Annotated in this window: 25 protein-coding genes; 24 read left to right on the forward strand and 1 reads right to left on the reverse strand. The window is 46.7% G+C overall.

Annotation, left to right across the window (positions count from 1 at the left end):
- Nucleotide 1 precedes the first annotated feature (1 nt).
- Nucleotides 2–355, reverse strand: coding sequence for a DUF2956 domain-containing protein (locus AK965_RS11550; protein WP_099079810.1), 354 nt, complete (start codon nt 353–355; stop codon nt 2–4).
- A gap of 144 nt (nt 356–499) precedes the next feature.
- Between AK965_RS11550 and AK965_RS11555 the strand changes: the two genes are divergently transcribed.
- The 24 genes from AK965_RS11555 to fliP all read left to right on the forward strand — a co-directional run bounded on the left by AK965_RS11555 (nt 500) and on the right by fliP (nt 24,816).
- Complete coding sequence (locus AK965_RS11555) at nt 500–985, forward strand: DUF2919 domain-containing protein (RefSeq protein ID WP_099079753.1); 486 nt, start codon at nt 500–502, stop codon at nt 983–985.
- A 42-nt stretch (nt 986–1,027) separates the two neighbouring features.
- The gene (locus AK965_RS11560) at nt 1,028–1,930 is read left to right on the forward strand and encodes a Dyp-type peroxidase (protein ID WP_099079754.1); all 903 of its coding nucleotides are present in this window, start codon (nt 1,028–1,030) and stop codon (nt 1,928–1,930) included.
- A gap of 145 nt (nt 1,931–2,075) precedes the next feature.
- Nucleotides 2,076–3,209, forward strand: coding sequence for a flagellin (locus tag AK965_RS11565; RefSeq protein ID WP_099079755.1), 1,134 nt, complete (start codon nt 2,076–2,078; stop codon nt 3,207–3,209).
- A 262-nt stretch (nt 3,210–3,471) separates the two neighbouring features.
- Nucleotides 3,472–4,605, forward strand: coding sequence for a flagellin (locus tag AK965_RS11575; protein WP_099079756.1), 1,134 nt, complete (start codon nt 3,472–3,474; stop codon nt 4,603–4,605).
- Between the two features lie 289 nt (nt 4,606–4,894).
- On the forward strand, nt 4,895–6,025 hold the full coding sequence (locus tag AK965_RS11580; protein ID WP_099079757.1) for a flagellin: 1,131 nt from the start codon (nt 4,895–4,897) through the stop codon (nt 6,023–6,025).
- An 81-nt stretch (nt 6,026–6,106) separates the two neighbouring features.
- Nucleotides 6,107–6,541, forward strand: coding sequence for a flagellar protein FlaG (gene flaG / locus AK965_RS11585; protein ID WP_099079758.1), 435 nt, complete (start codon nt 6,107–6,109; stop codon nt 6,539–6,541).
- 20 nt (nt 6,542–6,561) lie between these two features.
- Nucleotides 6,562–8,547: a flagellar filament capping protein FliD gene (gene fliD / locus AK965_RS11590; protein WP_099079759.1), complete on the forward strand. Its 1,986-nt coding sequence runs from the start codon at nt 6,562–6,564 to the stop codon at nt 8,545–8,547.
- 3 nt (nt 8,548–8,550) lie between these two features.
- Nucleotides 8,551–8,856 carry a flagellar protein FliT gene (locus tag AK965_RS11595; protein ID WP_099079760.1) on the forward strand — a complete coding sequence of 102 codons (306 nt, stop codon included), beginning with the start codon at nt 8,551–8,553 and terminating at the stop codon, nt 8,854–8,856.
- Between the two features lie 12 nt (nt 8,857–8,868).
- Nucleotides 8,869–9,279, forward strand: coding sequence for a flagellar export chaperone FliS (fliS, locus tag AK965_RS11600; protein WP_099079761.1), 411 nt, complete (start codon nt 8,869–8,871; stop codon nt 9,277–9,279).
- A 270-nt stretch (nt 9,280–9,549) separates the two neighbouring features.
- Nucleotides 9,550–11,016 (forward strand): sigma-54 dependent transcriptional regulator, encoded by a 1,467-nt coding sequence (locus tag AK965_RS11605; RefSeq protein ID WP_099079762.1) that lies wholly within the window; start codon nt 9,550–9,552, stop codon nt 11,014–11,016.
- A 192-nt stretch (nt 11,017–11,208) separates the two neighbouring features.
- Complete coding sequence (locus tag AK965_RS11610) at nt 11,209–12,246, forward strand: PAS domain-containing sensor histidine kinase (RefSeq protein WP_099079763.1); 1,038 nt, start codon at nt 11,209–11,211, stop codon at nt 12,244–12,246.
- Nucleotides 12,246–13,658, forward strand: coding sequence for a sigma-54 dependent transcriptional regulator (locus tag AK965_RS11615; protein ID WP_099079764.1), 1,413 nt, complete (start codon nt 12,246–12,248; stop codon nt 13,656–13,658). Before AK965_RS11610 ends, AK965_RS11615 begins: the two co-directional genes overlap by 1 nt.
- A 125-nt stretch (nt 13,659–13,783) precedes the next feature.
- Complete coding sequence (gene fliE, locus AK965_RS11620) at nt 13,784–14,095, forward strand: flagellar hook-basal body complex protein FliE (RefSeq protein WP_099079765.1); 312 nt, start codon at nt 13,784–13,786, stop codon at nt 14,093–14,095.
- Nucleotides 14,096–14,109: 14 nt separating this feature from the next.
- Nucleotides 14,110–15,852 (forward strand): flagellar basal-body MS-ring/collar protein FliF, encoded by a 1,743-nt coding sequence (gene fliF, locus AK965_RS11625; protein WP_099079766.1) that lies wholly within the window; start codon nt 14,110–14,112, stop codon nt 15,850–15,852.
- A complete protein-coding gene (gene fliG, locus AK965_RS11630; protein ID WP_099079767.1) occupies nt 15,845–16,900 on the forward strand; it encodes a flagellar motor switch protein FliG in 1,056 nt (351 codons plus the stop codon). The genes fliF and fliG overlap by 8 nt, the downstream gene beginning before the upstream one ends.
- Nucleotides 16,901–16,975: 75 nt before the next feature.
- The gene (gene fliH, locus AK965_RS11635) at nt 16,976–17,776 is read left to right on the forward strand and encodes a flagellar assembly protein FliH (protein ID WP_099079768.1); all 801 of its coding nucleotides are present in this window, start codon (nt 16,976–16,978) and stop codon (nt 17,774–17,776) included.
- Between the two features lie 3 nt (nt 17,777–17,779).
- Complete coding sequence (gene fliI / locus AK965_RS11640; RefSeq protein WP_099079769.1) at nt 17,780–19,099, forward strand: flagellar protein export ATPase FliI; 1,320 nt, start codon at nt 17,780–17,782, stop codon at nt 19,097–19,099.
- A gap of 6 nt (nt 19,100–19,105) precedes the next feature.
- The gene (gene fliJ / locus AK965_RS11645; RefSeq protein ID WP_099079770.1) at nt 19,106–19,549 is read left to right on the forward strand and encodes a flagellar export protein FliJ; all 444 of its coding nucleotides are present in this window, start codon (nt 19,106–19,108) and stop codon (nt 19,547–19,549) included.
- 162 nt (nt 19,550–19,711) lie between these two features.
- Nucleotides 19,712–21,424, forward strand: coding sequence for a flagellar hook-length control protein FliK (locus tag AK965_RS11650; protein ID WP_099079771.1), 1,713 nt, complete (start codon nt 19,712–19,714; stop codon nt 21,422–21,424).
- Between the two features lie 66 nt (nt 21,425–21,490).
- Nucleotides 21,491–21,991: a flagellar basal body-associated protein FliL gene (gene fliL, locus AK965_RS11655; protein WP_099079772.1), complete on the forward strand. Its 501-nt coding sequence runs from the start codon at nt 21,491–21,493 to the stop codon at nt 21,989–21,991.
- Nucleotides 21,992–21,998: 7 nt separating this feature from the next.
- Nucleotides 21,999–23,045, forward strand: a complete 1,047-nt coding sequence (gene fliM, locus AK965_RS11660; protein WP_099079773.1) for a flagellar motor switch protein FliM — start codon at nt 21,999–22,001, stop codon at nt 23,043–23,045.
- Between the two features lie 89 nt (nt 23,046–23,134).
- Nucleotides 23,135–23,545: a flagellar motor switch protein FliN gene (gene fliN, locus AK965_RS11665; protein WP_099079774.1), complete on the forward strand. Its 411-nt coding sequence runs from the start codon at nt 23,135–23,137 to the stop codon at nt 23,543–23,545.
- A gap of 1 nt (nt 23,546) precedes the next feature.
- On the forward strand, nt 23,547–23,960 hold the full coding sequence (gene fliO / locus AK965_RS11670) for a flagellar biosynthetic protein FliO (RefSeq protein WP_099079775.1): 414 nt from the start codon (nt 23,547–23,549) through the stop codon (nt 23,958–23,960).
- The gene (gene fliP / locus AK965_RS11675; RefSeq protein WP_099079776.1) at nt 23,947–24,816 is read left to right on the forward strand and encodes a flagellar type III secretion system pore protein FliP; all 870 of its coding nucleotides are present in this window, start codon (nt 23,947–23,949) and stop codon (nt 24,814–24,816) included. Before fliO ends, fliP begins: the two co-directional genes overlap by 14 nt.
- Nucleotides 24,817–24,842: the final 26 nt, after the last annotated feature.

A 24,842-nucleotide genomic window follows, 5' to 3' on the forward strand; every position in this document is an offset into this window, starting at 1 on the left:
ATTATCTCCCTATCAAGATGTAAGTTGCGAAACCAATCCAACTCAGAACCAACAGAGCCCAAGGTAACACGGAGGGTTTGTGTTGTGGCATATTGGTAACCACTTCCTCTTGCGCTGTTACCTGTTCACGTCGACGCTGCTTCTCTTTCTGCTGCATCTTCTTTGCTCTGTCGGCTTGTCGATTGCGTTCTTTTTGTTGTTTTTTGTAAAGTGCGATGCCCTTCTCAATACCCTGTGCGATCAGTTTGGTCTGTTCTTTGGTTTGACCTGGCTTTTGCGTCGCCTTAGCCACTTTCATCGCTTCGGCTTGCGTTTCTTGGGAAGGGGCTGGCGCTGCTGTATTTCTCTTTTTCATGGCTTTTTCTACGTCACTTGTCATTTGAAGTCAGTTTACCTGCCAAATAGGATGAAATGAACTTTCGTTCTCGAAATTGGAATGTTGAAGTTCTAAGCCGATCGGTTAAAGTGACGCTTTTCCGAAAGCAAAGAAGACAATATTGTGCGTTACTCATTTGATCAATACGATGCTCATGGATTTTTGAAAGCGCCAATTCTGTTATGGCTGGGTTGGATGTTCCTAGCGCGCTCTTGGGTGGTGTTTGCCTTGGCAGGAGTGAGCAGAGATAGTGGTAGCAAAATATTAGCGATTGTTTACCCTGACTCTAATACGTTATATCTCGGGCTATTGATGGGTATTCCTAGCTTGTTATTGATGTGGTTGATGGGTTTGCGCTATCCAGACCGAGGTTGGGTGAATCAAATTACACAACATGGTCGTGCTATGACTTTGATCTTGTGCGGTATTCAATTGGCTCAGACCATGTATCATGTCTACCTCGAACACGGTGTATTTAATTGGGCGAATGCGCTCACGATTACCTTGTTAACTTGGTTTGTGATCTATCTACTAAATGGAAGATGGGTGAAAGACTGCTTCTATGTGCCACAATTTGAGCACAATGAAGGACAGCCATCAAAAAATTAAGAACAAAAATTTCCCGTACGGGGCAATAAAGAGGATATCTCAATGCCACAAGCTCAAACGGCGATTGTGCCTGAAGCAGGACCATTTGCACTTTACACTCAGTTAAAGGTGAACCAAAACCGTGAAAATGTTTTGGCAAAACTAAAAGCGCTACCTGAGTTAGTCAACGAGCTCAATGCGAATCAACCAGGTGCAGATCTAACGATTTCTATCGCATTCACTAAGGCTTTCTGGCAGCACCTAAACATGCAAATGCCAGACGAGTTGATTGATTTCCGTCAGTTAGGAGAAGGCGACATCATCGCACCAGCCACAGACGTCGATGTTCTGATCCACTGTCACTCCACACGTCACGACTTGCACTTCTACGTTCTGCGTAAGTTCCTAGTTGATACTGCCGAAGACGTAACCGTTGTTGATGAGACATACGGCTACCGTTACCTAGATGCTCGTGACATGACAGACTTTATCGACGGAACAGAAAACCCGAAAGGCGACGCTCGTGCAGATGTTGCCTTGATCAAAGATGGCGCGTTCGCTGGCGGTAGTTACGTGATGGTGCAGCGCTTTGAACACAATCTTCCAGCATGGAACCGTCTGAGTGTCTCTGCTCAAGAGAAAGTGATTGGTCGTACTAAACCAGATTCTGTTGAACTAGAAGACGTACCAGCGGCATCACACGTTGGTCGTGTAGACATTAAAGAAGAAGGCAAGGGCCTTAAGATTGTTCGTCACAGCTTGCCATACGGTACCGCGACTGGCGCACATGGTCTTCTGTTCATCTCTTACTGCAACACTATCCACAACATCAAAGTGATGCTTGAAAGCATGTACGGTGTGACGGATGGTAAGACTGACCAACTGCTTCGTTTTACTAAAGCGGTAACAGGTGCTTACTTCTTCGCTCCTTCACAAGTAATGCTAGCGGAATTGGCAGTTAAGTAATACTCTTCAACGCTTTTCAAGCCCTCCATCTCGGAGGGCTTTTGTTTTCCATTTTTCTTTGTTCTATTTACTTTTAAAAAATCACTAAACCTTTGCTGAATGTGGTCGATAAACATACAAAGCCTTAATTTTGGACCCTTTATTCGTGGTGATCACTGTTAATACCAATGTGGCAGCGCTTGTCGCACAGCGTCATTTGACCAGTGCAACGGACATGCTGAACCAATCCATGGAGCGTTTGTCTTCAGGGAGGCGTATTAACAGCGCAAAAGATGACGCTGCGGGTCTACAAATTTCTAACCGCTTGCAATCACAAATGCGCGGTATAGATGTCGCGGTGCGTAATGCGAACGATGGCATCTCCATCATGCAAACTGCGGAAGGCGCGATGAATGAAGTGACCAACATCATGCAACGTATGCGTGATTTGTCGCTTCAGTCGGCCAATGGCTCAAACAGCCAGGCGGAGCGTACTGCGCTGCAAGAAGAAGTCACCGCATTGAACGATGAGTTAAACCGCATTGCAGAAACGACATCCTTTGGTGGGCGCAAACTACTTAATGGCAGTTTCGGTCAATCATCGTTTCAAATTGGCGCTGCTTCTGGTGAGGCGGTTCAGGTTGAATTGAAGTCGATGCGTACCGATGGTATCGAGATGGGCGGCTTTAGTTACGTCGCGAATGGGCGTACAAGTTCTGATTGGAAGGTAAAAGACGGTGCTATTGAACTGAGCATGTCATTCACTAACCGCTTGGGTGAAACAGAATCCATTCAAATCAATGCGAAAGCAGGCGATGATATTGAAGAGCTTGCTACGTATATTAATGGTCAAACGGATAAAGTCACAGCATCCGTGAATGAACAAGGGCAGTTGCAACTCTTTATGGCAGGTGCAGAAACGTCGGGCACAATTGCTTTTTCTGGTGATTTAGCAAGTGAACTGGGTTTGCAGCTAAAAAGTTACGACGCGGTCGATAGTCTCGACATTACTTCTGTAGGGGGAGCACAACAGGCGGTTGCGGTGTTAGATACGGCTATGAAGTATGTAGACACCAATCGCGCAGAGTTAGGTGCGTATCAAAACCGCTTTATTCATGCGATCAGTAATCTGGATAACATTCACGAGAATCTCGCCACCTCGAACAGCCGCATTCAAGATACCGACTACGCCAAAGAAACCACGCACATGGTGAAGCAGCAGATCTTGCAACAAGTCAGCACCACGATTCTTGCACAAGCAAAACAGGCGCCAAACCTAGCACTTACGCTACTGGGTTAATAAATTACGTGACGTGATTTCTACGCGAAACAGCCTGTATCGACAATTCCAAACGAAGCTTTAGCAAAAAAAGAACGTTTCTTTGCTTTTTTATCCGCTTCATCACGATTTGCCTGCCAAACAAATTATTTTCAAAAAAATCTTAAACTTTTCCTAAAGAAACCATGAACTGCGCCGTTAATAAAAATAACTTTGAGAGAACTACTTGGTTTTCCGAGACGTCGGAAACCGCACCATCGGAAAATCAATTGGAGAAATCACCATGGCAGTGAATGTAAACACAAACGTATCAGCAATGACCGCTCAGCGTTACCTAAATAGCGCAAACTCAGCACAACAAACGTCAATGGAACGTTTGTCTTCAGGTTCAAAAATCAACAGCGCAAAAGATGACGCTGCGGGTCTTCAAATTTCGAACCGCTTGAATGTACAAAGTCGTGGTCTTGATGTGGCGGTTCGTAACGCGAACGACGGCATCTCTATTGCACAAACGGCTGAAGGTGCAATGAATGAGACAACCAACATTCTGCAACGCATGCGTGATCTTTCTCTACAATCGGCAAACGGCTCAAACTCAAAAGCAGAGCGTGTTGCGATTCAAGAAGAAGTAACGGCACTAAACGACGAGCTCAACCGTATCGCTGAAACTACTTCTTTTGGTGGCAACAAGCTACTAAACGGCACGCATGGTTCTAAGTCTTTCCAAATCGGTGCAGACAACGGCGAAGCAGTGATGCTTGAGCTGAAAGACATGCGTTCAGACAACAAAATGATGGGTGGCTTGAGCTACCAAGCAGAAAACGGTAAAGACAAAAACTGGAATGTAGCTGAGGGTAAAAACGACCTTAAAATCAGCCTAAAAGACAGCTTTGGTCAAGAGCAAGAAATCAACATCAACGCGAAAGCGGGCGATGACATCGAAGAGCTAGCAACCTACATCAACGGCCAAACTGACCTAGTAAAAGCATCAGTAGACCAAGACGGTAAACTGCAATTTTTTGCGGGTAACAACAAAGTTGACGGTGAAGTGTCTTTCTCTGGCGCCCTATCTGGTGAGCTAGGCTTCGGTGAAGCGAAGAACGTAACAGTAGATACGATTGACGTAACATCCGTTGGTGGTGCGCAGGAATCTGTGGCTATCATTGATGCGGCACTAAAATACGTAGACAGCCACCGTGCAGAGCTAGGTGCTTTCCAAAACCGTTTCAATCACGCAATCAACAACCTAGACAACATCAATGAGAACGTGAATGCGTCGAAGAGCCGTATCAAAGATACCGACTTCGCAAAAGAAACGACTCAAATGACTAAGTCACAAATTTTATCGCAAGCGTCAAGCTCTATCCTTGCGCAAGCGAAACAAGCGCCAAACTCAGCGTTAAGTCTACTAGGCTAATTTGCCCAGTAAGAGAACCCCATTCGCTCGTGGTGAGAGATGAGCGAGTAAACCCAGCTTCGGCTGGGTATTTTCTGCTTGAACACAGAGTGAGTATTTCTTTTGTGAGCTAGGGCTGTTTGAGCTGCATCACACTTCAGTAAGTGACAGAAAATAATCACAAAAAAATAAATTTTTTGTCTAAAGGATATGGATTGATCGCCGTTAAAGGGATTGAGAGAAATAAGATGTACCTAAGTGAGGTGAGAGACACGACGGTGCATCAATCAAAGCCTTAAGGAGATCAACTATGGCGATTAACGTTAATACTAACGTTTCTGCGATGACCGCACAGCGTTACCTAAACCAAGCGGCTGAAGGTCAACAAAAATCAATGGAGCGTTTGTCTTCGGGTTATAAAATCAATAGCGCGAAAGATGATGCTGCAGGTCTACAAATTTCTAACCGTTTGAACGCGCAAAGCCGTGGCCTAGACATGGCGGTAAAAAATGCGAACGACGGCATTTCTATTGCACAAGTAGCTGAAGGTGCAATGAATGAGTCTACCAACATCCTACAACGTATGCGTGACCTATCGCTGCAATCTGCGAACGGTTCAAACTCAAAATCAGAACGCGTAGCGATTCAAGAAGAAGTCACAGCGCTTAATGATGAATTAAACCGTATCGCTGAAACCACCTCTTTTGGTGGTAACAAACTTCTTAACGGTACTTACGGTACTCAATCTTTCCAAATCGGTGCGGACTCAGGTGAAGCAGTCATGCTGACTATGGGTAACTTGCGTTCTGATACTTCTACAATGGGTGGTAAGAGCTACGCAGCAGAAGAGGGTAAAGATGCGTCTTGGACAGTTGGTGAAAAAACTGAACTAAGCATGAAGTACACCACTAAGCTTGGTGAAGAGAAAGAACTGACGATCAACGCAAAGCAAGGCGATGATATCGAACAGCTAGCGACTTACATCAACGGTCAAAGCGAAGACGTAAAAGCGTCTGTTGGTGAAGACGGTAAGCTACAAGTATTTGCTGCTTCTCAAAAAGTAACGGGTGACGTTGAGTTCTCTGGCAACCTAGCGGGTGAAATTGGTTTTGGCAAAGCAAAAGACGTTACGGTTAAAGATATCGATGTTACCACTGTAGCGGGTTCTCAAGAAGCGGTTGCTATCATCGATGGCGCACTAAAATCAGTAGACAGCCAACGTGCGTCTCTTGGTGCGTTCCAAAATCGTTTTGACCATGCAATCAGTAACTTAGACAACATTAACGAGAACGTTAATGCATCTAACAGCCGTATTAAAGATACTGATTACGCGAAGGAAACGACAGCAATGACTAAGTCACAAATTCTTCAGCAAGCAAGTACTTCAATCTTGGCTCAAGCAAAGCAGTCTCCATCTGCAGCGCTAAGCTTGTTGGGTTAATCGGGTCGACTCCTGCTTAGTGATTAATTCACCAAAGTGATAGACCTATTCGTTAGCCCATAAGGTGGAAGGGAGACTGTGATGGAAATATCCTCTTATGCATCGAACATCCAGCCTTACGCTACGCCGAATGGCACAAAAGTTGCAATTAAAAATGGCAATGGCATAGACACGCCTAGCACAGCAAATTCGAATGGCCATCTTTCGCCGGATAAAGCGAAGAGGGCCGCACATGATCTCTCTGTTCAAGCTGCATTAGAAATGGCGGGAAGTCGCCAAGAGCTGAACAGAGAAGAACGTGAAAAAATGGTCGCACAGATGAATGAATTTGTGAGTTCCATGAATAAAGGAGTCTCTTTTCGTGTGGATGAAGAATCTGGGCGAGACGTAGTGACGATTTACGAAGCCACAACGGGTGATGTGATACGTCAAATTCCTGATGAAGAAATGCTCGTGGTATTGCGTCGTCTAGCTGAGCACACAGCTAACAGCGGATTGTTAGTTGAAAAGGTGTAAGTCGTTTTTGAGGTGATTTGATGAGTTTAAGCCCTTTGGGGATGTCTGGTGGCATGGATATCAATTCCATGGTCAGCAAAATTGTGGATGCAGAGCGTGTACCAAAACAGCAAAGTATTAACAATGAGCGTACAAGTATTGACGCCAGCATCAGCGCTTATGGCAGACTCAGAGAATCGTTAGATACGATGAAAAGTCTCATGATGAATTTTCGTCAGGAGAAAGCCTTCGCCGCTCGCACGGTAGAGACTACAAATGACAACATCGTATCCGCCACTGCAACTACTGATGCTATCGCTGGTAAGTATGCTATCGATGTGTTGCAGCTTGCACAGAGCCACAAAGTCGCTTCTGACGTTTTGCCAGAAGACGCAAAGTTTGGACCTGGTAAGCTGCAGATTTCTCTTGGCGATGACGCCTTCGACGTTAATGTCCGCTCTAGCTATAAGCTCGTCGAGGTCGTGCGTGGAATTAACAGTGCCAAAGATAACCCTGGTGTTCGTGCTTCCCTAATTAACGATGTAGAAGGGCCGCGCCTGATCCTTACTTCAAACCTGCCAGGCAAGGACAACCAACTTAAAGTCAGTGTCGATGCCGAAGTTGGTAATCCTCTGAAACGTTTCGAATACAAGACACTGGAAGACCGCGTGAATGCGCTTGAAGAAGCTCGTGAAGCGGCAGAAGCAGTGTTAGGGCCTCTCAAAGAACCAGAACAACCAACCGATGCAGACGGCAATTCTATACCTCCTGAAGAACAAAAAGCGGCAGAGAATGCACAAGATGATGTAACGGATGAACCGATCTCTGCAGCCGGTGCCGCCGCGGCAAAAGCGGGGCAAGAAGCCATCGACAAAGCCAATCAACGCGCAAGCATGCGTTCACAAGACAGCATCCCGGGGTGGACCGAAACGGCATCAGGCACATTGCTTGATTCTTATCGCCCACCAGAGTTAGAACTGGATGAAGCGGCGATTGCTAAAGCGCCAGATGTGCCAGGTTGGAACAATACCGCATCTGGTACATTGACCGATTCTTACGTTACCACGAAAGAAGCTCAACAGCAGCTCGTACAAGAAAAAGCAGAAATCGAGCAGAAAATTGCCGCTGAAAAGCAACAGCTGGATCAAAAGGTTGAGCGCGGTGAGTTAACCGAAGAACAAGCCAAAGAGATTCATCGTTCCAAGCTAAAACCAGAAGAACGTGAACGCTTAGAAAAAATCGATGTCGCAGAAGCAAAAATTGCACAAGCACAGAAATCATTTGAAGCTTATTCAGGCATGACGCAAGTTCAAGCAGGTCAGGATTCTCTGGTGATGCTAGATGGTATTGCCCAGCTTTCTAGCCACAACAACGTGATTGAAAATGCGATTGAAGGGGTGAACTTAACTCTGAAAGGCAAATCCGAAGTTGGTAAGCCGCCATCAGAAATTGGGGTGGAATATGATCGCCAAAGTGTGCGAAGCGATATTGAAACTTTCGTTGCAGCTTACAACAACTTCTATCAGACTTCGAAAGCCTTAGCGAGTGTCGATCCGACAACGGGTCAGCGAGGCCCGTTGGCTGGGGACAGTACGGTCCGCAGTGCTGATGCAAGGTTGAAGTCGGTATTCTCCACCGCGATCGATAAAGCGCCGGAAAATTTAAAGTCATTGACGGAGTTTGGTATCACCACCACACGTCAGGGCACGCTTGAAATCAACTATGACATGCTGGATCGCCAGTTGAATAACAACTTTAACGAGCTTGAGAAGTTTTTCGGTGGTAATTCCGGCTTTGCAAAACAAGTGGAAGAAGCCATTCATGGTATTACGGGCATCACCGGTAGTATCCGCACTCGAGAAAAGAGCCTAACCGAGCTGAACTACCGGCTGAATGATGACCAAGCGGCATTGGATCGCCGTATGGAAGGTTTAGAAAAACGCACCCATGCTAAGTTTGCCGCTATGCAAGATGCCACTGGCAAAATGCAAGGCCAGATCGGGGCATTGATGAACGTGCTGGGTTAATAGATGCAAAATGAACTTAGAGAAATTGCTGACATCGATCAACTAATTACGCAAGAGCTAGAAAAAGTTGACTTTAATGCTGAAGAAATTCTTCGTTTGGTCGATATCAGAGAACGCTTATTACAAGACCTGTTAGTAATGGTTCAGAGCAACCCATTAGAGAAGCAGGGACTCGAGTGGCAAGACTTGCTGACTCGCACTAAAAAAATTGTTGAGCAGATGCAATCGGAAACCTCAAATGTCGGTAAAGAGCTTTATAAGTTCCGTTATGGTCAACGTTCGCTTCAGCAGTACAAAAAATTTATTTAAAAGAGGAATACTATGCGCGGTTCTTTGCAAGCATACAAAAAGGTATCAGTCGACAGCCAGCTGAGTGCGGCTTCTCCGCACAAAGTCATCCAAATGCTGATGGCAGGTGCGATTGAACGCCTTATTCAAGGCAAAGCGGCAATGCTGGCTGGTAACATTCCAGCAAAAGGCGAGCGCCTTGGTAAAGCCTTGGATATTATTATTTCTCTTCGTAGCTGTCTTTCAATGCAAGATGGCGGCGAGATTGCATCTAACTTGGACGCACTTTATGAGTTTATGATCACGCAGATTTCTGCGGCGAACCATAAAAATGACCCTCAACCCATTGATGATGTCATTGATATCATTCGTGAAATTAAATCAGCTTGGGATCAAATTCCGGCGGAATACCACAACTTGACCGCCGCTGAGGTGGGTATTTAGCCATCTCGAATAAAGCGTTGTTTTTGACGGATGGCAAAGTCATGTAGTGAATAAAGTTACAACCAAGCTCACACCTCGATATTGCTTGGTTGCCTTATTTTTTTATTCAAATAAAATAGAAATCATTAATGGCCCTAATGGCTTTTTTTTGTTGCTAATTTCCCTATTTATCTATCGTTAATTGAGCGCAGTCCCTCCTTTCTGTTTATCAATTACGCAAATCAAGGTTTGGCCGCAACGTACCTGATACAAAGGCAATCATTCTTACTTATGCAAGGTTTGGCAAAGCTGCTTATCATTGATGACGATGTTCAGAATCGTTTAGCAATAAGCAATATATTGGAATTTGTTGGAGAAAGTTGCGAAGCTGTTAGCTCGGAGCAGTTAGGCGAACTCGATTGGTCTGGTGTTTGGGCTGGTTGTATTGTTAGCAATATTTCTGCTGGTTGGGCTTCGACAACATTAATGTCCTACCTCAAACAAGCGCACCATATTCCACTTCTTGTCATGGACTCTTTCTCCTTCCCCGTCGATGACTTACCAAACTTTGTTGGTGAATTAGAGCAACCTCTTAACTACCCGCAACTGAGCGAAGCATTACGTCACTGTAAGGACTTCCTTGGCCGCAAAGGGGAGAGTCTGGTTGCTTGCACGCGCAAGAATACCCTTTTCCGTAGCCTTGTCGGTCAAAGCCGCGGTATTCAAGAAGTCCGTCATTTGATTGAACAGGTGTCAGGGACTGATGCGAGTGTATTGATCTTAGGTGAGTCTGGCACGGGTAAAGAAGTGGTTGCACGTAACATTCATTACCATTCTAAGTATCGTAATGGTCCGTTTGTTCCAATTAACTGTGGTGCGATTCCGGCAGAGCTATTAGAAAGTGAGCTGTTTGGCCATGAGAAAGGGGCCTTTACTGGGGCGTTAACTTCTCGTAAAGGGCGTTTTGAACTCGCTGAAGGCGGCACTATTTTCTTAGATGAGATTGGCGACATGCCAATGCCTATGCAAGTCAAATTGCTGCGTGTACTGCAAGAGCGATGCTTTGAGCGCGTTGGTGGTAATACGACGATTAAAGTCAATGTTCGTGTTGTGGCCGCGACGCACCGTAATCTAGAAAACATGATCGAAGACGGTATATTTAGAGAAGATCTCTTCTACCGCCTTAATGTTTTTCCAATTGAGATGCCAGCGCTGAAAGAGCGTAAGCAAGACATTCCGTTATTACTCCAAGAGCTGATGACTCGTCTGGAAGCGGAAGGCGGTCAACCAATATGTTTTACACCTCGTGCAATCAACTCTTTAATGGAACACCATTGGCCGGGTAATGTGCGCGAGCTTGCTAATCTGGTTGAGCGTATGGTTATCTTGTACCCAAATAGTTTAGTAGATGTGAATCACCTGCCCACCAAATATCGTTACAGTGATATTCCGGAATTCCAACCAGAAAGTAACCCGTTTATTTCAGTTGAAGAGCAAGAGCGTGATGTCTTCCAAGATATTTTTTCTGAAAACTTCAGTTTTGACGATCAGAATGATCTTGACCACAACGTGAATGCGCCTCAAGGTTTACCGCCAGAAGGGGTGAACTTGAAAGAGTTATTGGCCGATCTAGAAGTGAACATGATCAGCCAAGCACTAGAAGCACAAGGTGGTGTGGTAGCAAGAGCCGCTGACATGTTGGGCATGCGACGCACAACGTTGGTTGAGAAAATGCGCAAATATAATCTGCAGCGCTAGCGCTCTCATTTCTATTTCAAGCCCGCCAATTAAGCGGGCTTTGTCATTTTTACTGACAATAAAAGGACGCTTTTCTTAGTGTCAACTTCTTGTCTGTACCCTAACTCTATGATAAATATTAAAAATAGCTTGGTACGCTAATTGCTTGCCAAGCTGTTTGTTTTTTAATGGCGACATTTCGATAGGCAGTTAATGGACAATAACACCAACCAATCCCATTTAGATTCAGTAGAGAGTCAAGTAGAGCGTTACAAGCAAGTCTTGGATGTGATGCCTGCTGGTGTGATTTTGCTTGATACGCATGGTGTTGTGCGTGAAGCGAATCCAGAAGCGCATCGAATTCTTGAGATTCCACTGGTCAACGAGAAATGGTTCACCATTATTCAAGCGGCTTTTGATCCGCGTGAGGATGACGGCCACGAAGTTTCACTGCGCAATGGTCGCAAAGTGCGTTTGGCGATATCCGCGTCGACAACGGGCCAGCTTATCCTCATCACGGATTTAACGGAAACGCGTCTATTGCAAGCACGAGTCAGTGACTTGCAACGTTTGTCCTCATTGGGGCGTATGGTGGCATCATTGGCTCACCAAGTAAGAACGCCACTATCGAGTGCAATGCTTTATGCCTCTAATTTAGGCGCGCCAAATCTTCCACCGACAACAAAAGATCGATTTCAAAGCAAATTAATGGATCGACTGCACGATTTGGAAAAGCAGGTGAATGATATGCTGCTTTTTGCCAAAGGTGGTGATAATAAAGTCATTAAACCATTTAACATTGCCCAGCTTGTGGCGGAATATCAGCCAATGGTAGAAGCCGCGCTGAAGAACAACCACATCGATTACTGCCTAGAAGTTGAAGAAGAGCAAACTGAATTGTTGGGCAACGCCAACGCCATTGCTTCAGCGCTGAGCAACTTAGTGATGAACGCGATTCAGATGTCTGGCAAAGAATCTCAAATTGATGTCTTTTTCCGTCCGGTAAATGATGAGTTGCGTATTTCTGTACAAGACAGCGGCCCGGGCGTACCAAAAGAACTGCAAGCCAAAATTATGGAGCCATTTTTTACCACCCGTTCTCAAGGTACTGGATTGGGACTCGCTGTGGTTCAAATGGTCTGCCGTGCCCATGACGGTCGATTGGAACTTATTTCAGAGCAGGGCGATGGAGCCTGCTTTACCATGTGCATTCCGCTAGAGCGAGTGCAAGCAGATACTGGAGAATCATAATGGCGCAAAGCAAAGTGCTGATCGTAGAAGACGATGAAGGTCTTCGTGAAGCCCTAGTGGATACTCTGGCTCTGGCAGGGTATGAGTGGTTAGAAGCGGATTGTGCCGAAGACGCTTTGGTGAAACTGAAGTCGAACACGGTGGACATCGTCGTTTCTGATGTACAAATGGCAGGGATGGGCGGCTTAGCGCTGTTACGTAATATCAAACAGAATTGGCCAAATCTGCCCGTGTTGCTGATGACGGCATACGCCAATATCGAAGATGCGGTTTCGGCCATGAAAGAAGGTGCGATTGATTACATGGCGAAACCATTTGCACCAGAAGTGTTGCTGAACATGGTAAGCCGTTATGCACCAATTAAGAGTGACGATAATGGTGATGCCATCGTGGCCGATGAAAAAAGCCTGCGCTTGCTTGCTCTGGCAGATAAAGTCGCACGTACTGATGCTAACGTGATGATCTTGGGACCGAGCGGCTCGGGTAAAGAGGTAATGTCGCGTTATATCCACAACGCTTCTAACCGTAAAGGTGGCCCGTTCGTTGCCATCAACTGTGCTGCGATTCCTGACAACATGTTGGAAGCGACCTTATTTGGTTATGAAAAAGGGGCATTTACTGGCGCGGTACAAGCGTGTCCGGGTAAATTTGAGCAAGCTCAGGGCGGCACGATCTTGTTGGATGAAATCAGTGAAATGGATCTTAGCCTACAAGCGAAGCTTCTACGCGTATTGCAAGAACGTGAAGTGGAGCGCCTTGGTAGTCGCAAGAGCATCAAACTGGATGTACGCGTGTTAGCGACCAGTAACCGCGATCTTAAGCAATATGTCTCGCAAGGTAATTTCCGAGAGGACTTGTACTATCGTCTGAATGTTTTCCCAATCTCATGGCCAGCGTTGTGTGAGCGTAAAGGCGACATCACGCCGCTTGCCAAACATCTCGCTGAGCGTCATTGCAGCAAGATGGGAATGCCAGTACCTCAGTTCTCAGCGATTGCGTTAGATAAGCTGCTGCAATACACATGGCCGGGTAACGTCCGTGAACTGGATAACGTGGTTCAGCGTGCATTGATTTTAAGTGAAAACGGTGACATTGATGCAGAACACATTTTGCTAGAAGGTGTAGATTGGCAAGACGCAAACAGCCTGCAATACGTTGTACAGAATGCTGAGACACTGGTGCCTGATGTCAAACCCGTGGCAATGGTGGAGTCATCAGTTAGCCGTGTTGCAGCGGGCAGTGAAGGGCTTGGTGGTGAACTGCGTGATCAAGAGTACGCCATCATTCTTGAAACGCTGATCGAATGTAATGGCCGTCGCAAAGAGATGGCGGAGAAGCTAGGGATCAGTCCGCGAACACTGCGTTATAAACTGGCCAAAATGCGTGACGCCGGTGTCGATATTCCAGCGTAGTAGCCACACGCATAGCCATAAGACAAAAGTGTGGGTACACTATAACACTATTGTCTTATGGCACAGTAATTGCTGTGTCAAAATTAGGTTTTATTTATAGTCAAACATTTGGCTTAGAGGTGATAATGAAAGTTGATGGTATTCAAGCAGAAATGCGCGCCATGATGGTAGATGCGGCGAGTACCGCTCCTACTGCAACCGGTGCAAAAGTTGGCGAAGATTTTGGTGATCTCCTAACTAAAGCTATCAATAACGTTAACTCACTGCAAAAATCATCGGGCGATCTCCAAACGCGCTTTGACCGAGGCGATGCCGATGTTTCCCTGTCTGATGTGATGATCGCACGTAACAAATCTAGTGTTGCTTTCGAAGCCACTGTTCAAATCCGCAATAAGCTCGTCGAGGCCTACAAAGACCTCATGAACATGCCGGTGTAATTTAGGTAATAAGAGTGGCAGACAAGTCTACAGATTTAACCGTCACCGGTGGTGGCTCTGACGGTACATTGATTGCGAATTCCGATCTGGATATGGAGAGCCAAAATCCAGATCTTGAAGAACGCAGTGCATCAAAATTTGATATGGCCGTGGGTGATCTCGACTTACTTCGACAAGTCGTACTCGTGTTGTCTATCTCTATTTGTGTTGCATTAATCGTGATGTTGTTCTTCTGGGTTAAAGAGCCTGAAATGCGCCCTCTTGGCGTATACGAGACCGAAGAACTGATCCCCGTGCTAGATTATCTCGATCAGCAAAAAATCAACTACAAGCTTGACGGTAATAATGTGTCAGTTGAGTCGAGTGAATACAACTCGATCAAGCTTGGCATGGTGCGCGCAGGCGTCAATAAAGCGACCGAAGCGGGCGATGACATTCTGCTACAAGACATGGGCTTTGGCGTGTCGCAGCGCCTGGAGCAAGAGCGACTTAAGCTGAGTCGTGAGCGACAACTTGCTCAGGCCATCGAAGAGATGAAACAAGTGCGGAAAGCACGAGTGTTACTGGCTTTGCCAAAACACAGTGTTTTCGTACGTCACAACCAAGAAGCATCGGCGTCGGTATTCTTAACCTTGTCTACTGGGGCAAACCTAAAGCAACAAGAAGTGGATTCGATTGTTGATATGGTGGCCAGTGCCGTCCCGGGCATGAAGACATCACGTATCACCGTGACAGATCAACACGGCCGTTTGCTTAGCTCAGGTTCGCAAGATCCTGCTTCTGCCGCTCGTCGTAAAGAGCAAGAGCTAGAACGCAGCCAAGAACAGGCGCTACGTGAAAAAATTGATTCCGTTCTTTTGCCTATTCTTGGTTTTGGTAACTACACTGCGCAAGTCGATATTCAGATGGATTTCAGTGCGGTAGAGCAAACGCGTAAGCGCTTCGATCCAAATACACCAGCAACGCGAAGTGAATACGCGCTAGAAGATTACAACAACGGCAATATGGTTGCGGGCATCCCTGGCGCGTTGAGCAACCAACCGCCTGCGGATGCATCGATTCCACAAGATGTGGCACAGATGAAAGATGGCTCGGTTTTGGGGCAAGGCTCGGTGCGTAAAGAATCCACACGCAATTTTGAACTCGATACCACCATTAGCCATGAACGCAAACAGACGGGAACCGTGGCGCGCCAAACCGTATCTGTTGCGATAAAAGAGCATCGTCAAGTGAACCCTGATACGGGGGAAGTGACGCATACAGCAATGTCAGAGTCTGAAATTAATGCGATTCGTCAGGTGCTTATTGGTGCGGTTGGCTTTGATCAAACCCGTGGCGATTTGCTTAACGTATTGAGTGTGAAATTTGCTGAACCTGAAATGGAGCAGATGATCGACCCACCAATTTGGGAGCACCCGAACTTCAATGACTGGGTTCGCTGGTTTGCGAGTGCGTTGGTGATCATCGTCGTCGTTCTTGTTCTGGTTCGTCCGGCGCTGAAAAAACTGCTTAACCCAGCAAGTGGCGATGAAGACGAAATCTACGGGCCAGATGGTCTGCCAATTGGTGCGAATGGTGAAACCAGCTTAATTGGTAGTGACATTGAAAGTAGTGAATTGTTTGAATTTGGCTCAAGCATTGATCTGCCGAACCTTCATAAAGATGAAGATGTATTGAAAGCGGTGCGAGCGCTTGTTGCCAATGAGCCTGAACTTGCCGCACAAGTAGTGAAAAACTGGATGAATGACAATGGCTAACGATATCGTAGCGCAAAATGATAACGGCGTGGGTCTGCCGGTAGACTTTGATGCATCAACCATTACGGGAGACGAGAAAGCGGCGATTTTGCTATTGAGTCTGAATGAGCAAGATGCGGCAGGTATCATACGCCATCTAGAGCCCAAACAGGTTCAGCGTGTGGGTAGCGCAATGGCAAAGGCGAAAGATCTTAGCCAAGACAAAGTTTCGGCGGTGCATCGTGCATTTTTGGAAGACATCCAGAAATACACTAACATTGGTATGGGCAGCGAAGACTTTATGCGTAATACACTTATCGCAGCCCTAGGTGAAGACAAAGCAAATAACTTAGTTGACCAAATTCTATTGGGTACCGGTTCCAAAGGCCTAGACTCATTAAAATGGATGGACCCACGTCAAGTGGCGAGCATCATTGTTAACGAACACCCGCAAATTCAGACCATTGTCTTGTCCTATTTGGAGGCCGACCAGTCGGCAGAAATCCTTTCTCAGTTTCCGGAGCGTGTGCGTCTGGATTTGATGATGCGTATTGCCAACCTAGAAGAAGTTCAGCCATCTGCTCTAGCAGAGCTGAACGAAATCATGGAAAAACAGTTTGCTGGTCAAGCGGGGGCTCAAGCGGCTAAGATTGGCGGCCTGAAGGCAGCAGCAGAAATTATGAATTACCTAGACAACAACGTCGAAGGTATCTTGATGGATCAAATCCGCGATCAAGACGAAGACATGGCGACACAAATTCAAGATTTGATGTTTGTCTTCGATAACTTGATCGAAGTGGACGATCAGGGTATTCAGAAGTTGCTGCGTGACGTGCCACAAGACATTCTACAACGTGCACTTAAAGGTGCGGATGAATCACTACGTGAGAAAGTCTTGAGGAACATGTCTAAGCGTGCTGCTGAGATGATGCGCGACGATATCGAAGCGATGCCACCAGTTCGTGTGGCCGATGTAGAAGCGGCTCAGAAAGAAATTCTAGCCATTGCTCGTCGTATGGCAGACGCTGGCGACCTCATGTTGTCTGGCGGCGCAGACGAATTCTTATAATCCTCCTTAGCGCTTTTCATTGTATTGAAGAGCGCTGATTTCCCTCTGTTATAACAAGCAAACGGTAGACTAATCATGGTTGGCGATAGAAAACGTGGATTTATCCGTCCTGATGAAGATGATGCGATGATCGAACCGCAACGCTGGGGTTTGCCAGATTACGGTGAGCCAAAAGCGAAACAAGCCAAAGAAACTGCGTTTAACTACGACCCTGGTTGGGTGCCGAATTTCGATGAACCGGAAGAAGAACAACCTCTTGAACTCACGGAAGAGCAAATCGAACTGATTAAGCAAGGCGCTTATCAAGAAGGCTTATATCAAGGGCAAGAAGCGGGGTTCAAGCAGGGATACGACAAAGGCAAAGAAGAAGGCATACAGGCCGGTCACGCTGAAGGTTTAGAGCAGGGTAAGACAGAAGGAGTAACAGCGGGGCAAGAGTATATCCAGCAGCAAGTAGAGACATTTTTGAATCTTGCTAACCAGTTTGCACAACCTTTGGAGCTGATGAATGCTCAGGTAGAAAAGCAACTGGTGGACATGGTGCTCTGTCTCGTTAAAGAAGTCGTGCATGTCGAAGTGCAGACCAACCCTCAGATTATTCTCGATACGGTGAAGCAATCGGTCGAAGCGTTGCCAATCTCTGGCCACCCAATTACGCTGCATTTAAATCCAGATGATGTTGCGATTATCCGTTCGGCTTATGGTCAAGAAGAGCTTGATTGTCGTAACTGGACATTGGTTGCAGAGCCAGCACTGAATCGTGGCGATTTACAAATTTCGGCCGGTGAATCGAGTATTAACTATCGCATGGAAGAGCGCGTGAAAAGCGTGCTAAACAGCTTCTGTGGCGCAAACCGCCATCAAGGGAGCGAGTAACCGATGCAAGCCTTAGCCGACCGTTTAAAAAACTACAAAGTAGAAGGCTTAACCACGCGTCCCGTTGCGTCTGGCAAGCTAGTGCGTGTAGTCGGCTTGACGCTAGAGGCGACGGGCTGTCGCGCACCGATTGGCAGTTTGTGTTTAGTTGAAACTATGTCCGGTCATATGGAAGCGGAAGTGGTGGGCTTTTCCGGTGATAACCTATTCTTGATGCCGAGTGAACAGATCACGGGCATTCTCCCAGGTGCAAAAGTGACACCTTTGACCAGCGAAGCGGGATTGCCCGTTGGGATGGAACTGCTTGGCCGCGTCATTGATGGTGTAGGGAATCCACTCGATGGCCTCGGCCCCATCTACACTGAGCATCGCGCGTCTTTTAACGCAGACCCGATAAATCCGTTGTCGCGTAAACCGATTTCTGAACCTTTGGATGTGGGGTTAAAAGCGATCAACGGTTTGCTCACGGTGGGTAAAGGCCAGCGTATCGGCCTTTTTGCCGGCTCTGGTGTGGGTAAATCGGTCACATTAGGCATGATGACTCGAGGCACTACCGCGCAGGTGGTCGTGGTGGGCTTGATTGGTGAACGTGGACGAGAAGTTAAAGAGTTCATTGAAGATATTTTGGGTGAAGATGGACGTCGTCGTTCCGTTGTTGTCGCCGCACCAGCAGATGCTTCCCCTTTGATGCGTTTAAAAGGTTGCCAGACAGCACTGACCATCGCTGAGTATTTCCGTGACCAAGGCTTAGATGTTTTATTATTGATGGATTCACTCACCCGCTTTGCTCAAGCGCAACGTGAAATTGCCTTATCAGTGGGTGAACCGCCTGCAACGAAAGGTTATCCGCCATCGGTATTTGCTAAGTTACCAGCGCTGGTGGAGCGTGCGGGTAACGGCAGTCCAGAGCAAGGCTCGATCACGGCATTTTTCACCGTACTAACCGAGGGTGACGATCTTCAGGACCCGATTGCGGATGCATCCCGCGCGATTCTCGACGGTCACATCGTGTTGTCGCGTGAAATGGCTGATGCAGGTCATTACCCCGCGATTGATGTTGAAAAGTCGGTCAGTCGTGTTATGCCGCAAATCACCACAGAAGAGCACGTGTTAATGTCGAAAGCGGTGCGTCAGGTATTGTCGATTTGTCGTAAAAACCAAGATTTGGTCTCGATTGGAGCCTATAAGCCAGGTACCGATCCGGCTATCGACAGTGCATTTACGTTAAAACCGAGGTTAGACGATTACTTGCAACAGCGCATGAAAGAATCGGTGCCATACGACATGTGTGTCAACATGCTAAAAAGCATTTTGGGTGGGTAATAGCGTATGGAAAACGCCATGGAGTTTCTGCTTGAGCAGTCGAAAGAACGAGAAGACCAAGCGGTATTAGCCCTTAACAAAGCGCGAACCGAACTAGAGGATTACTACCGTCAAGTTGAGCAGATCGAAAAATACCGCCTTGATTACTGCCATCAATTGGTTGACCGAGGAATGGCGGGATTAACGGCAAGCCAATATGGTCATTTAAATCGGTTTCTTACTCAGTTAGATGAAACACTTTCTAAGCAGAAACAAGCCGAAAGCCATTTCAAAAACCAAGTCCAAAACTGTCAAGACTATTGGTTGAATATGCGTAAAGAGCGCATGTCTTACGAATGGATGATAGAAAAGCGCGCCAAAGAGAAGCAGCAAGCCGAAGCAAAAAAAGAGCAAAAGCAGATGGATGAATTCTCGACGCTGCTCTATAGTCGCCAAAAAATCCAGTTTTAATCCCATTGCTCTGGCCTGAGCACACCATGATTAGTGGCGGTCGTCAGAAAAGTCACGCTTCACATTGGCGTGATTTTTGCATTTTTACCTCATAAACTCAATCTTGCCACTGATGCGGAATTCGACAGTGCAACGTAACACGCTGACGACGAGAGCTTCTATATGAATGTGAATTTGCCAAATATTTCAGCGACCAATAAGGCTTCGACAGTTGAGTCGGCTACCATGGCGGCGACAGACAACCCGGCAAACAACGGTTTTTTGGAAACTTTAGCCGGAGCGTTTACGGATTCGCAACAAACAGAAAAGCCTGCTGAGCTAGAAAGCGAGAGCCAAGAAAAAGTCACGACGGATGAGTTATTGACTCAAGGGGAAGTGAAGGCCACGTCGGCTGAAGACTCACTTGAAGAAGCGGTTGTTTCCAATTCACCAACCAGCATGAAACCGGTCACCGAAACCGACATTGCCTCTGTGAAGGGGCGCGAGGTTGAAAGCGCGATGGATGAAGGTCAGCAGTTATTGGGGCGAATCCAAACGGCCAACCAAACATTGAATTCGAATAGCACTTCGTTAGAAGGCGGCAAAGGATTGCCTGGGCAAGTTGATGCAATCGCCAACGGCATTTCTGCCGCTCAGTCTGGTAACGAAGAACAAGCATTGAACCAGCATCCAGTCACCGAATTGCCCGTTCAGACAGATGTTAAGGCGCAAGATGTTCAGCAGGGTATTGCAGGTTCTGAAAATGAGGCATCTTCAGCCAAGTCGGTTGACCTAGGTGAAGGGGTTAGTGAAACAAAAGCTAACGTGACAGCCCATATTGATTGGAATTCATCAAGTACACAAGCTGCACAGACCCAAGCAATGACGGAAGCGGGCGCTGTGACACGTATCTCTTTAGATACGCTAGAAGTCATTGATAATAAATTAGCTCAAGGCCAGCCGCTTTCTCAGCAGGAGCTTGAAGTGATTGATGGTTTGCGATCGGGCTTGGTCGTCGCGGATATACCAGAGCAAGATTTGGCACAGCTTGTTGCCTTGCCTAGTGACGGAAAAGTGGCGCTGTCTGAGCAGCATGCAGCTCAAGTGAACACGGCACGACAAGGGGTTTCAATGTCGATGGCACAGCAGGCTAACCATTCAGAAGTGAAGCCAACGGCAGCGCAAGTCCCACTCAATTCAGATAAAGTAGCGGTGTCATCTACACCGGATGCGCTACTGACCGCAAATACGAATCCTACGGCTCAGGCTAATGCTGAATTAAGCAAGACGGTGATGAATGCCGGTTTAACGGCGAGCGCACTTAAAGCCGCTGTGAATAAGCAAGATAAGAATGAGCCACAGCATGGTTTTGCTGGGCAAATTCAAGCGGCAGCGAGCCATCAAGGTGTGAATGCGACTCAACAAGCTCGCATTGATGCGGCGCAGCAAGCACAGCTCCCATTACAGTTGACCAAAGAGTTGGCCAATGAACAAATGGCGGAAAAAGTGCAGATGATGATGTCAAAGAATTTGAAAAATCTCGATATCCGTCTTGATCCGCCGGAACTTGGGCGTATGCAGATCCGCATGACCATGAATAATGATTTGGCTAACGTGCACTTTACGGTGACAAACCCTCAAGCTCGCGAGATCATTGAACAAACCATGCCACGTCTGAGAGAAATGCTTGCTCAGCAGGGGATGCAGTTAGCAGAGTCTTCCGTTCAGCAGCAAAGCAGTGGTCAGCAACAAGAACGACATACGACGTCTGAGCAGAACGGTCAGGGGGCATTAAGTCGAGAGCTTTCGCAAACGTCAGATGATAACGTTGATGGTGATGTGAATCTTGATTTGAATGTGGCGTCAAAGCGTGATGGAATTAGTTTCTACGCATAGAATAGCAGCCTGAAATGATAATAAATAACCTCAACTTAGGTTAAGTAGTAAGAAAAAGAGGCAGGAATGGCAGAAGAACAGCGACAAGGAGCCGATGCTCCTAAAGGAAAAAGTAAGCTACTGATCATCATTATCGCAGTGGTCGTATTGCTTGTTGGCGGTGGTGCAGCGGCATTCTTTTTCATGGGTTCTGACGAGCTAGCGCAAAGAGAATATGCCCAGCAAGCACAAGCTGCAACGGCAGCTGCCCCCATTGCTTATGTGAATATTCCACAGCCCTTTATTTTCAATGTGACGGGTGACCGTCGTGATAGACTAGTGCAAATCCAAGCACAGCTAATGGTGCGTGGTAGTGAGAATGAGCAGCTTGCTCGTTACCACTCTCCTCTTATCGAAAGTTCATTGCTGTCAACCTTTGCCTCGGCCACTGTTGAGCAACTACGCTCTCCTTCTGGCCGTGTTGAGCTGCGTGACCGTGCGTCTGACGACATTAAAGCGGCGCTGAACGTGGCCGTAGGCAAGCCAGTCATTGAAAAAGTGCTGTTTACAGATTTTGTAATTCAATAGGTATAACGTGACCGATCTATTAAGCCAAGACGAGATTGATGCGCTGCTACACGGGGTTGATGATGTTGATGACATTGACGACTCCATAGATAACGACATCGAAGGTGCTGTCAGCTTCGATTTCTCGTCTCAAGACAGGATTGTACGTGGCCGCATGCCAACGCTCGAACTTATTAACGAGCGTTTTGCACGACATTTGCGTATTAGCCTGTTTAACATGTTACGCAAAACGGCTGAAGTGTCGATTAACGGCGTACAGATGATGAAATTTGGTGAATACCAAAACACCCTATACGTTCCAACGAGTTTGAACATGGTGCGTTTCCGTCCGCTTAAAGGCACGACGTTAATCACCATGGAAGCGCGTTTGGTTTTTATTCTGGTAGAGAACTTCTTTGGGGGCGATGGCCGATTCCACGCCAAGATTGAAGGGCGTGAATTTACCCCAACCGAACGACGCATTATTCAGTTACTGCTGAAGATTGTTTTTGAAGATTATAAAGAAGCGTGGTCTCCAGTAATGGGGGTTGAGTTCGAGTACTTAGATTCAGAAGTGAACCCAAGTATGGCAAACATCGTGAGCCCGACAGAGGTGATCGTTGTGAGTTCGTTCCATATTGAAGTGGATGGCGGCGGCGGCGATTTCCACGTGGTGATGCCGTACTCAATGGTGGAACCCATCCGTGAACTGCTTGATGCGGGTGTACAGTCGGACAAGATGGAAACCGATGTGCGCTGGAGCTCAGCACTGCGTGAAGAAATCATGGATTGCCCAGTAAACTTCCGTGTGAATTTGCTAGAGAAAAACATCTCTCTTCGTGATTTGATGGAGTTGCAACCGGGCGATGTGATCCCGATTGAGATGCCTGAACACGCAACCATGTTCATTGAGGATTTACCGACATACCGAGTGAAAATGGGTCGCTCTGAAGACAAAATGGCAGTACAGATTTCTCAAGAAATCGAACGCCCGAATGTAGTAAAAACCGATTTAGCGTTTTTGAATAAAGACATCATGTCTGAACTTGAGAACGACGACGATACTGACGACTAAAAATACTTTACTGAAGTTACGCGCCTCCGGGTTCAATGGTTTGAAACTGGACTATAACGGCGCGAATAGGTTTAACACAGGACATTAAAATGGAACTAAGTGACGATCAAAAGCTTGCAGACGAATGGGCAGCCGCTCTTGGAGAAGACCCGTCAGCGCCTTCTATTAACGTAGATGAAGTATTGGCAGCGCCACTGGAAGAGCTAAAAGATACCTCAAGTCCAATCACTGATGATGAGCGTCGTAAACTCGACACCATTATGGATATCCCAGTAACCATCTCTATGGAAGTGGGCCGTTCACAAATTAGCATTCGTAACTTACTGCAATTGAACCAAGGTTCAGTCGTGGAGTTAGATCGTTTAGCGGGTGAATCATTGGACGTATTGGTTAACGGCACGTTGATCGCGCACGGCGAAGTGGTTGTCGTCAACGATAAATTTGGTATTCGTCTAACCGACGTGATCAGCCAAACTGAACGCATCAAAAAGTTGCGTTAATATGAGCCGTTCAATTAAACCGAGATTGAAGCAAATCACAGGAGCACTGAGCTTAATGCTAAGTGCTCCTTATGCATTTGCGGCCGCACCAAGTAATCTAGATCTCGCGACGACTCTTGGCTCATTAGTACTGGTGATTGGTGTGATCTTATTGCTGGCTTGGCTGCTTAAACGCATGCAAGTACCGACAATGGGACAGCAAAAAGGTTTGCGTATTGTCAGTCAATTGCCTGTGGGTACTAAAGAACGTATTGCGGTTGTCCAAGTGGGCGAGGAGCAGTTTTTGGTGGGGATTACCAGTCAATCTATCCAAACCCTAGCTAAGCTTGAAACGCCACTAAAAGAGGAAGCGTTAGCAAGCAGCGCTTTCGCCAGTCACTTTAGCCAACTGATAAAAAAACATGATCAAGGATAATTCGATCCGTCGGCTTTTCACCAGCTTGATACTGCTGGTAGGCATGCTGCTGTCATCTCTTTCGTTTGCTCAGGCAGAAGAACCGACGTTGCCTTCAAACTTGGCAGCAGGTGATAGTGTGACTGTACAGGCAATGCAGAGTGACAAAGGCGCAAGCCGTTCGATGTCTGTCAGCAATGGTAGTGGTATCCCAGCCTTTACCATGACCACCAATCCAGATGGCAGTGAAGATTATTCGGTGACGCTACAGATCTTAGCGTTAATGACCATGCTAGGTTTCTTGCCTGCGATGGTGATTTTGATGACTTCGTTCACGCGCATCGTCGTGGTGATGTCGATTTTACGTCAGGCGATGGGTCTGCAGCAAACGCCGTCAAATCAGGTGATCATTGGCATTGCACTTTTCTTGACTTTTTTCGTCATGTCACCGGTTCTAAACGAGATAAATGAGCAAGCGGTTGAGCCGTACTTAAATGAGCAAGTGACGGCACGCCAGGCTTTTGATGCAGCACAAGCGCCGATGAAAGCGTTCATGCTGAAACAAACGCGTATTAAAGATTTGGAAACCTTTGTCAATATGTCGGGCGAGCAGGTGAGCAACCCAGAAGATGTGTCGATGGCAGTGCTGATCCCGGCCTTTATTACTTCTGAGTTGAAAACCGCGTTTCAGATTGGCTTTATGCTATTTCTGCCATTTTTAATCATCGACTTAGTGGTCGCTTCAGTATTGATGGCAATGGGTATGATGATGCTGTCTCCGATGATCGTATCGCTACCATTTAAACTCATGCTGTTTGTACTAGTGGATGGTTGGAATCTAATATTGTCGACACTCGCCGGCAGTTTTGCCCTTTAGATGGCACAGAGAGAAGAGGGTAGGAC

Origin of the sequence: Vibrio sp. PID17_43 (genome assembly GCF_002608565.1) — a bacterium.
Lineage (GTDB): Bacteria > Pseudomonadota > Gammaproteobacteria > Enterobacterales > Vibrionaceae > Vibrio.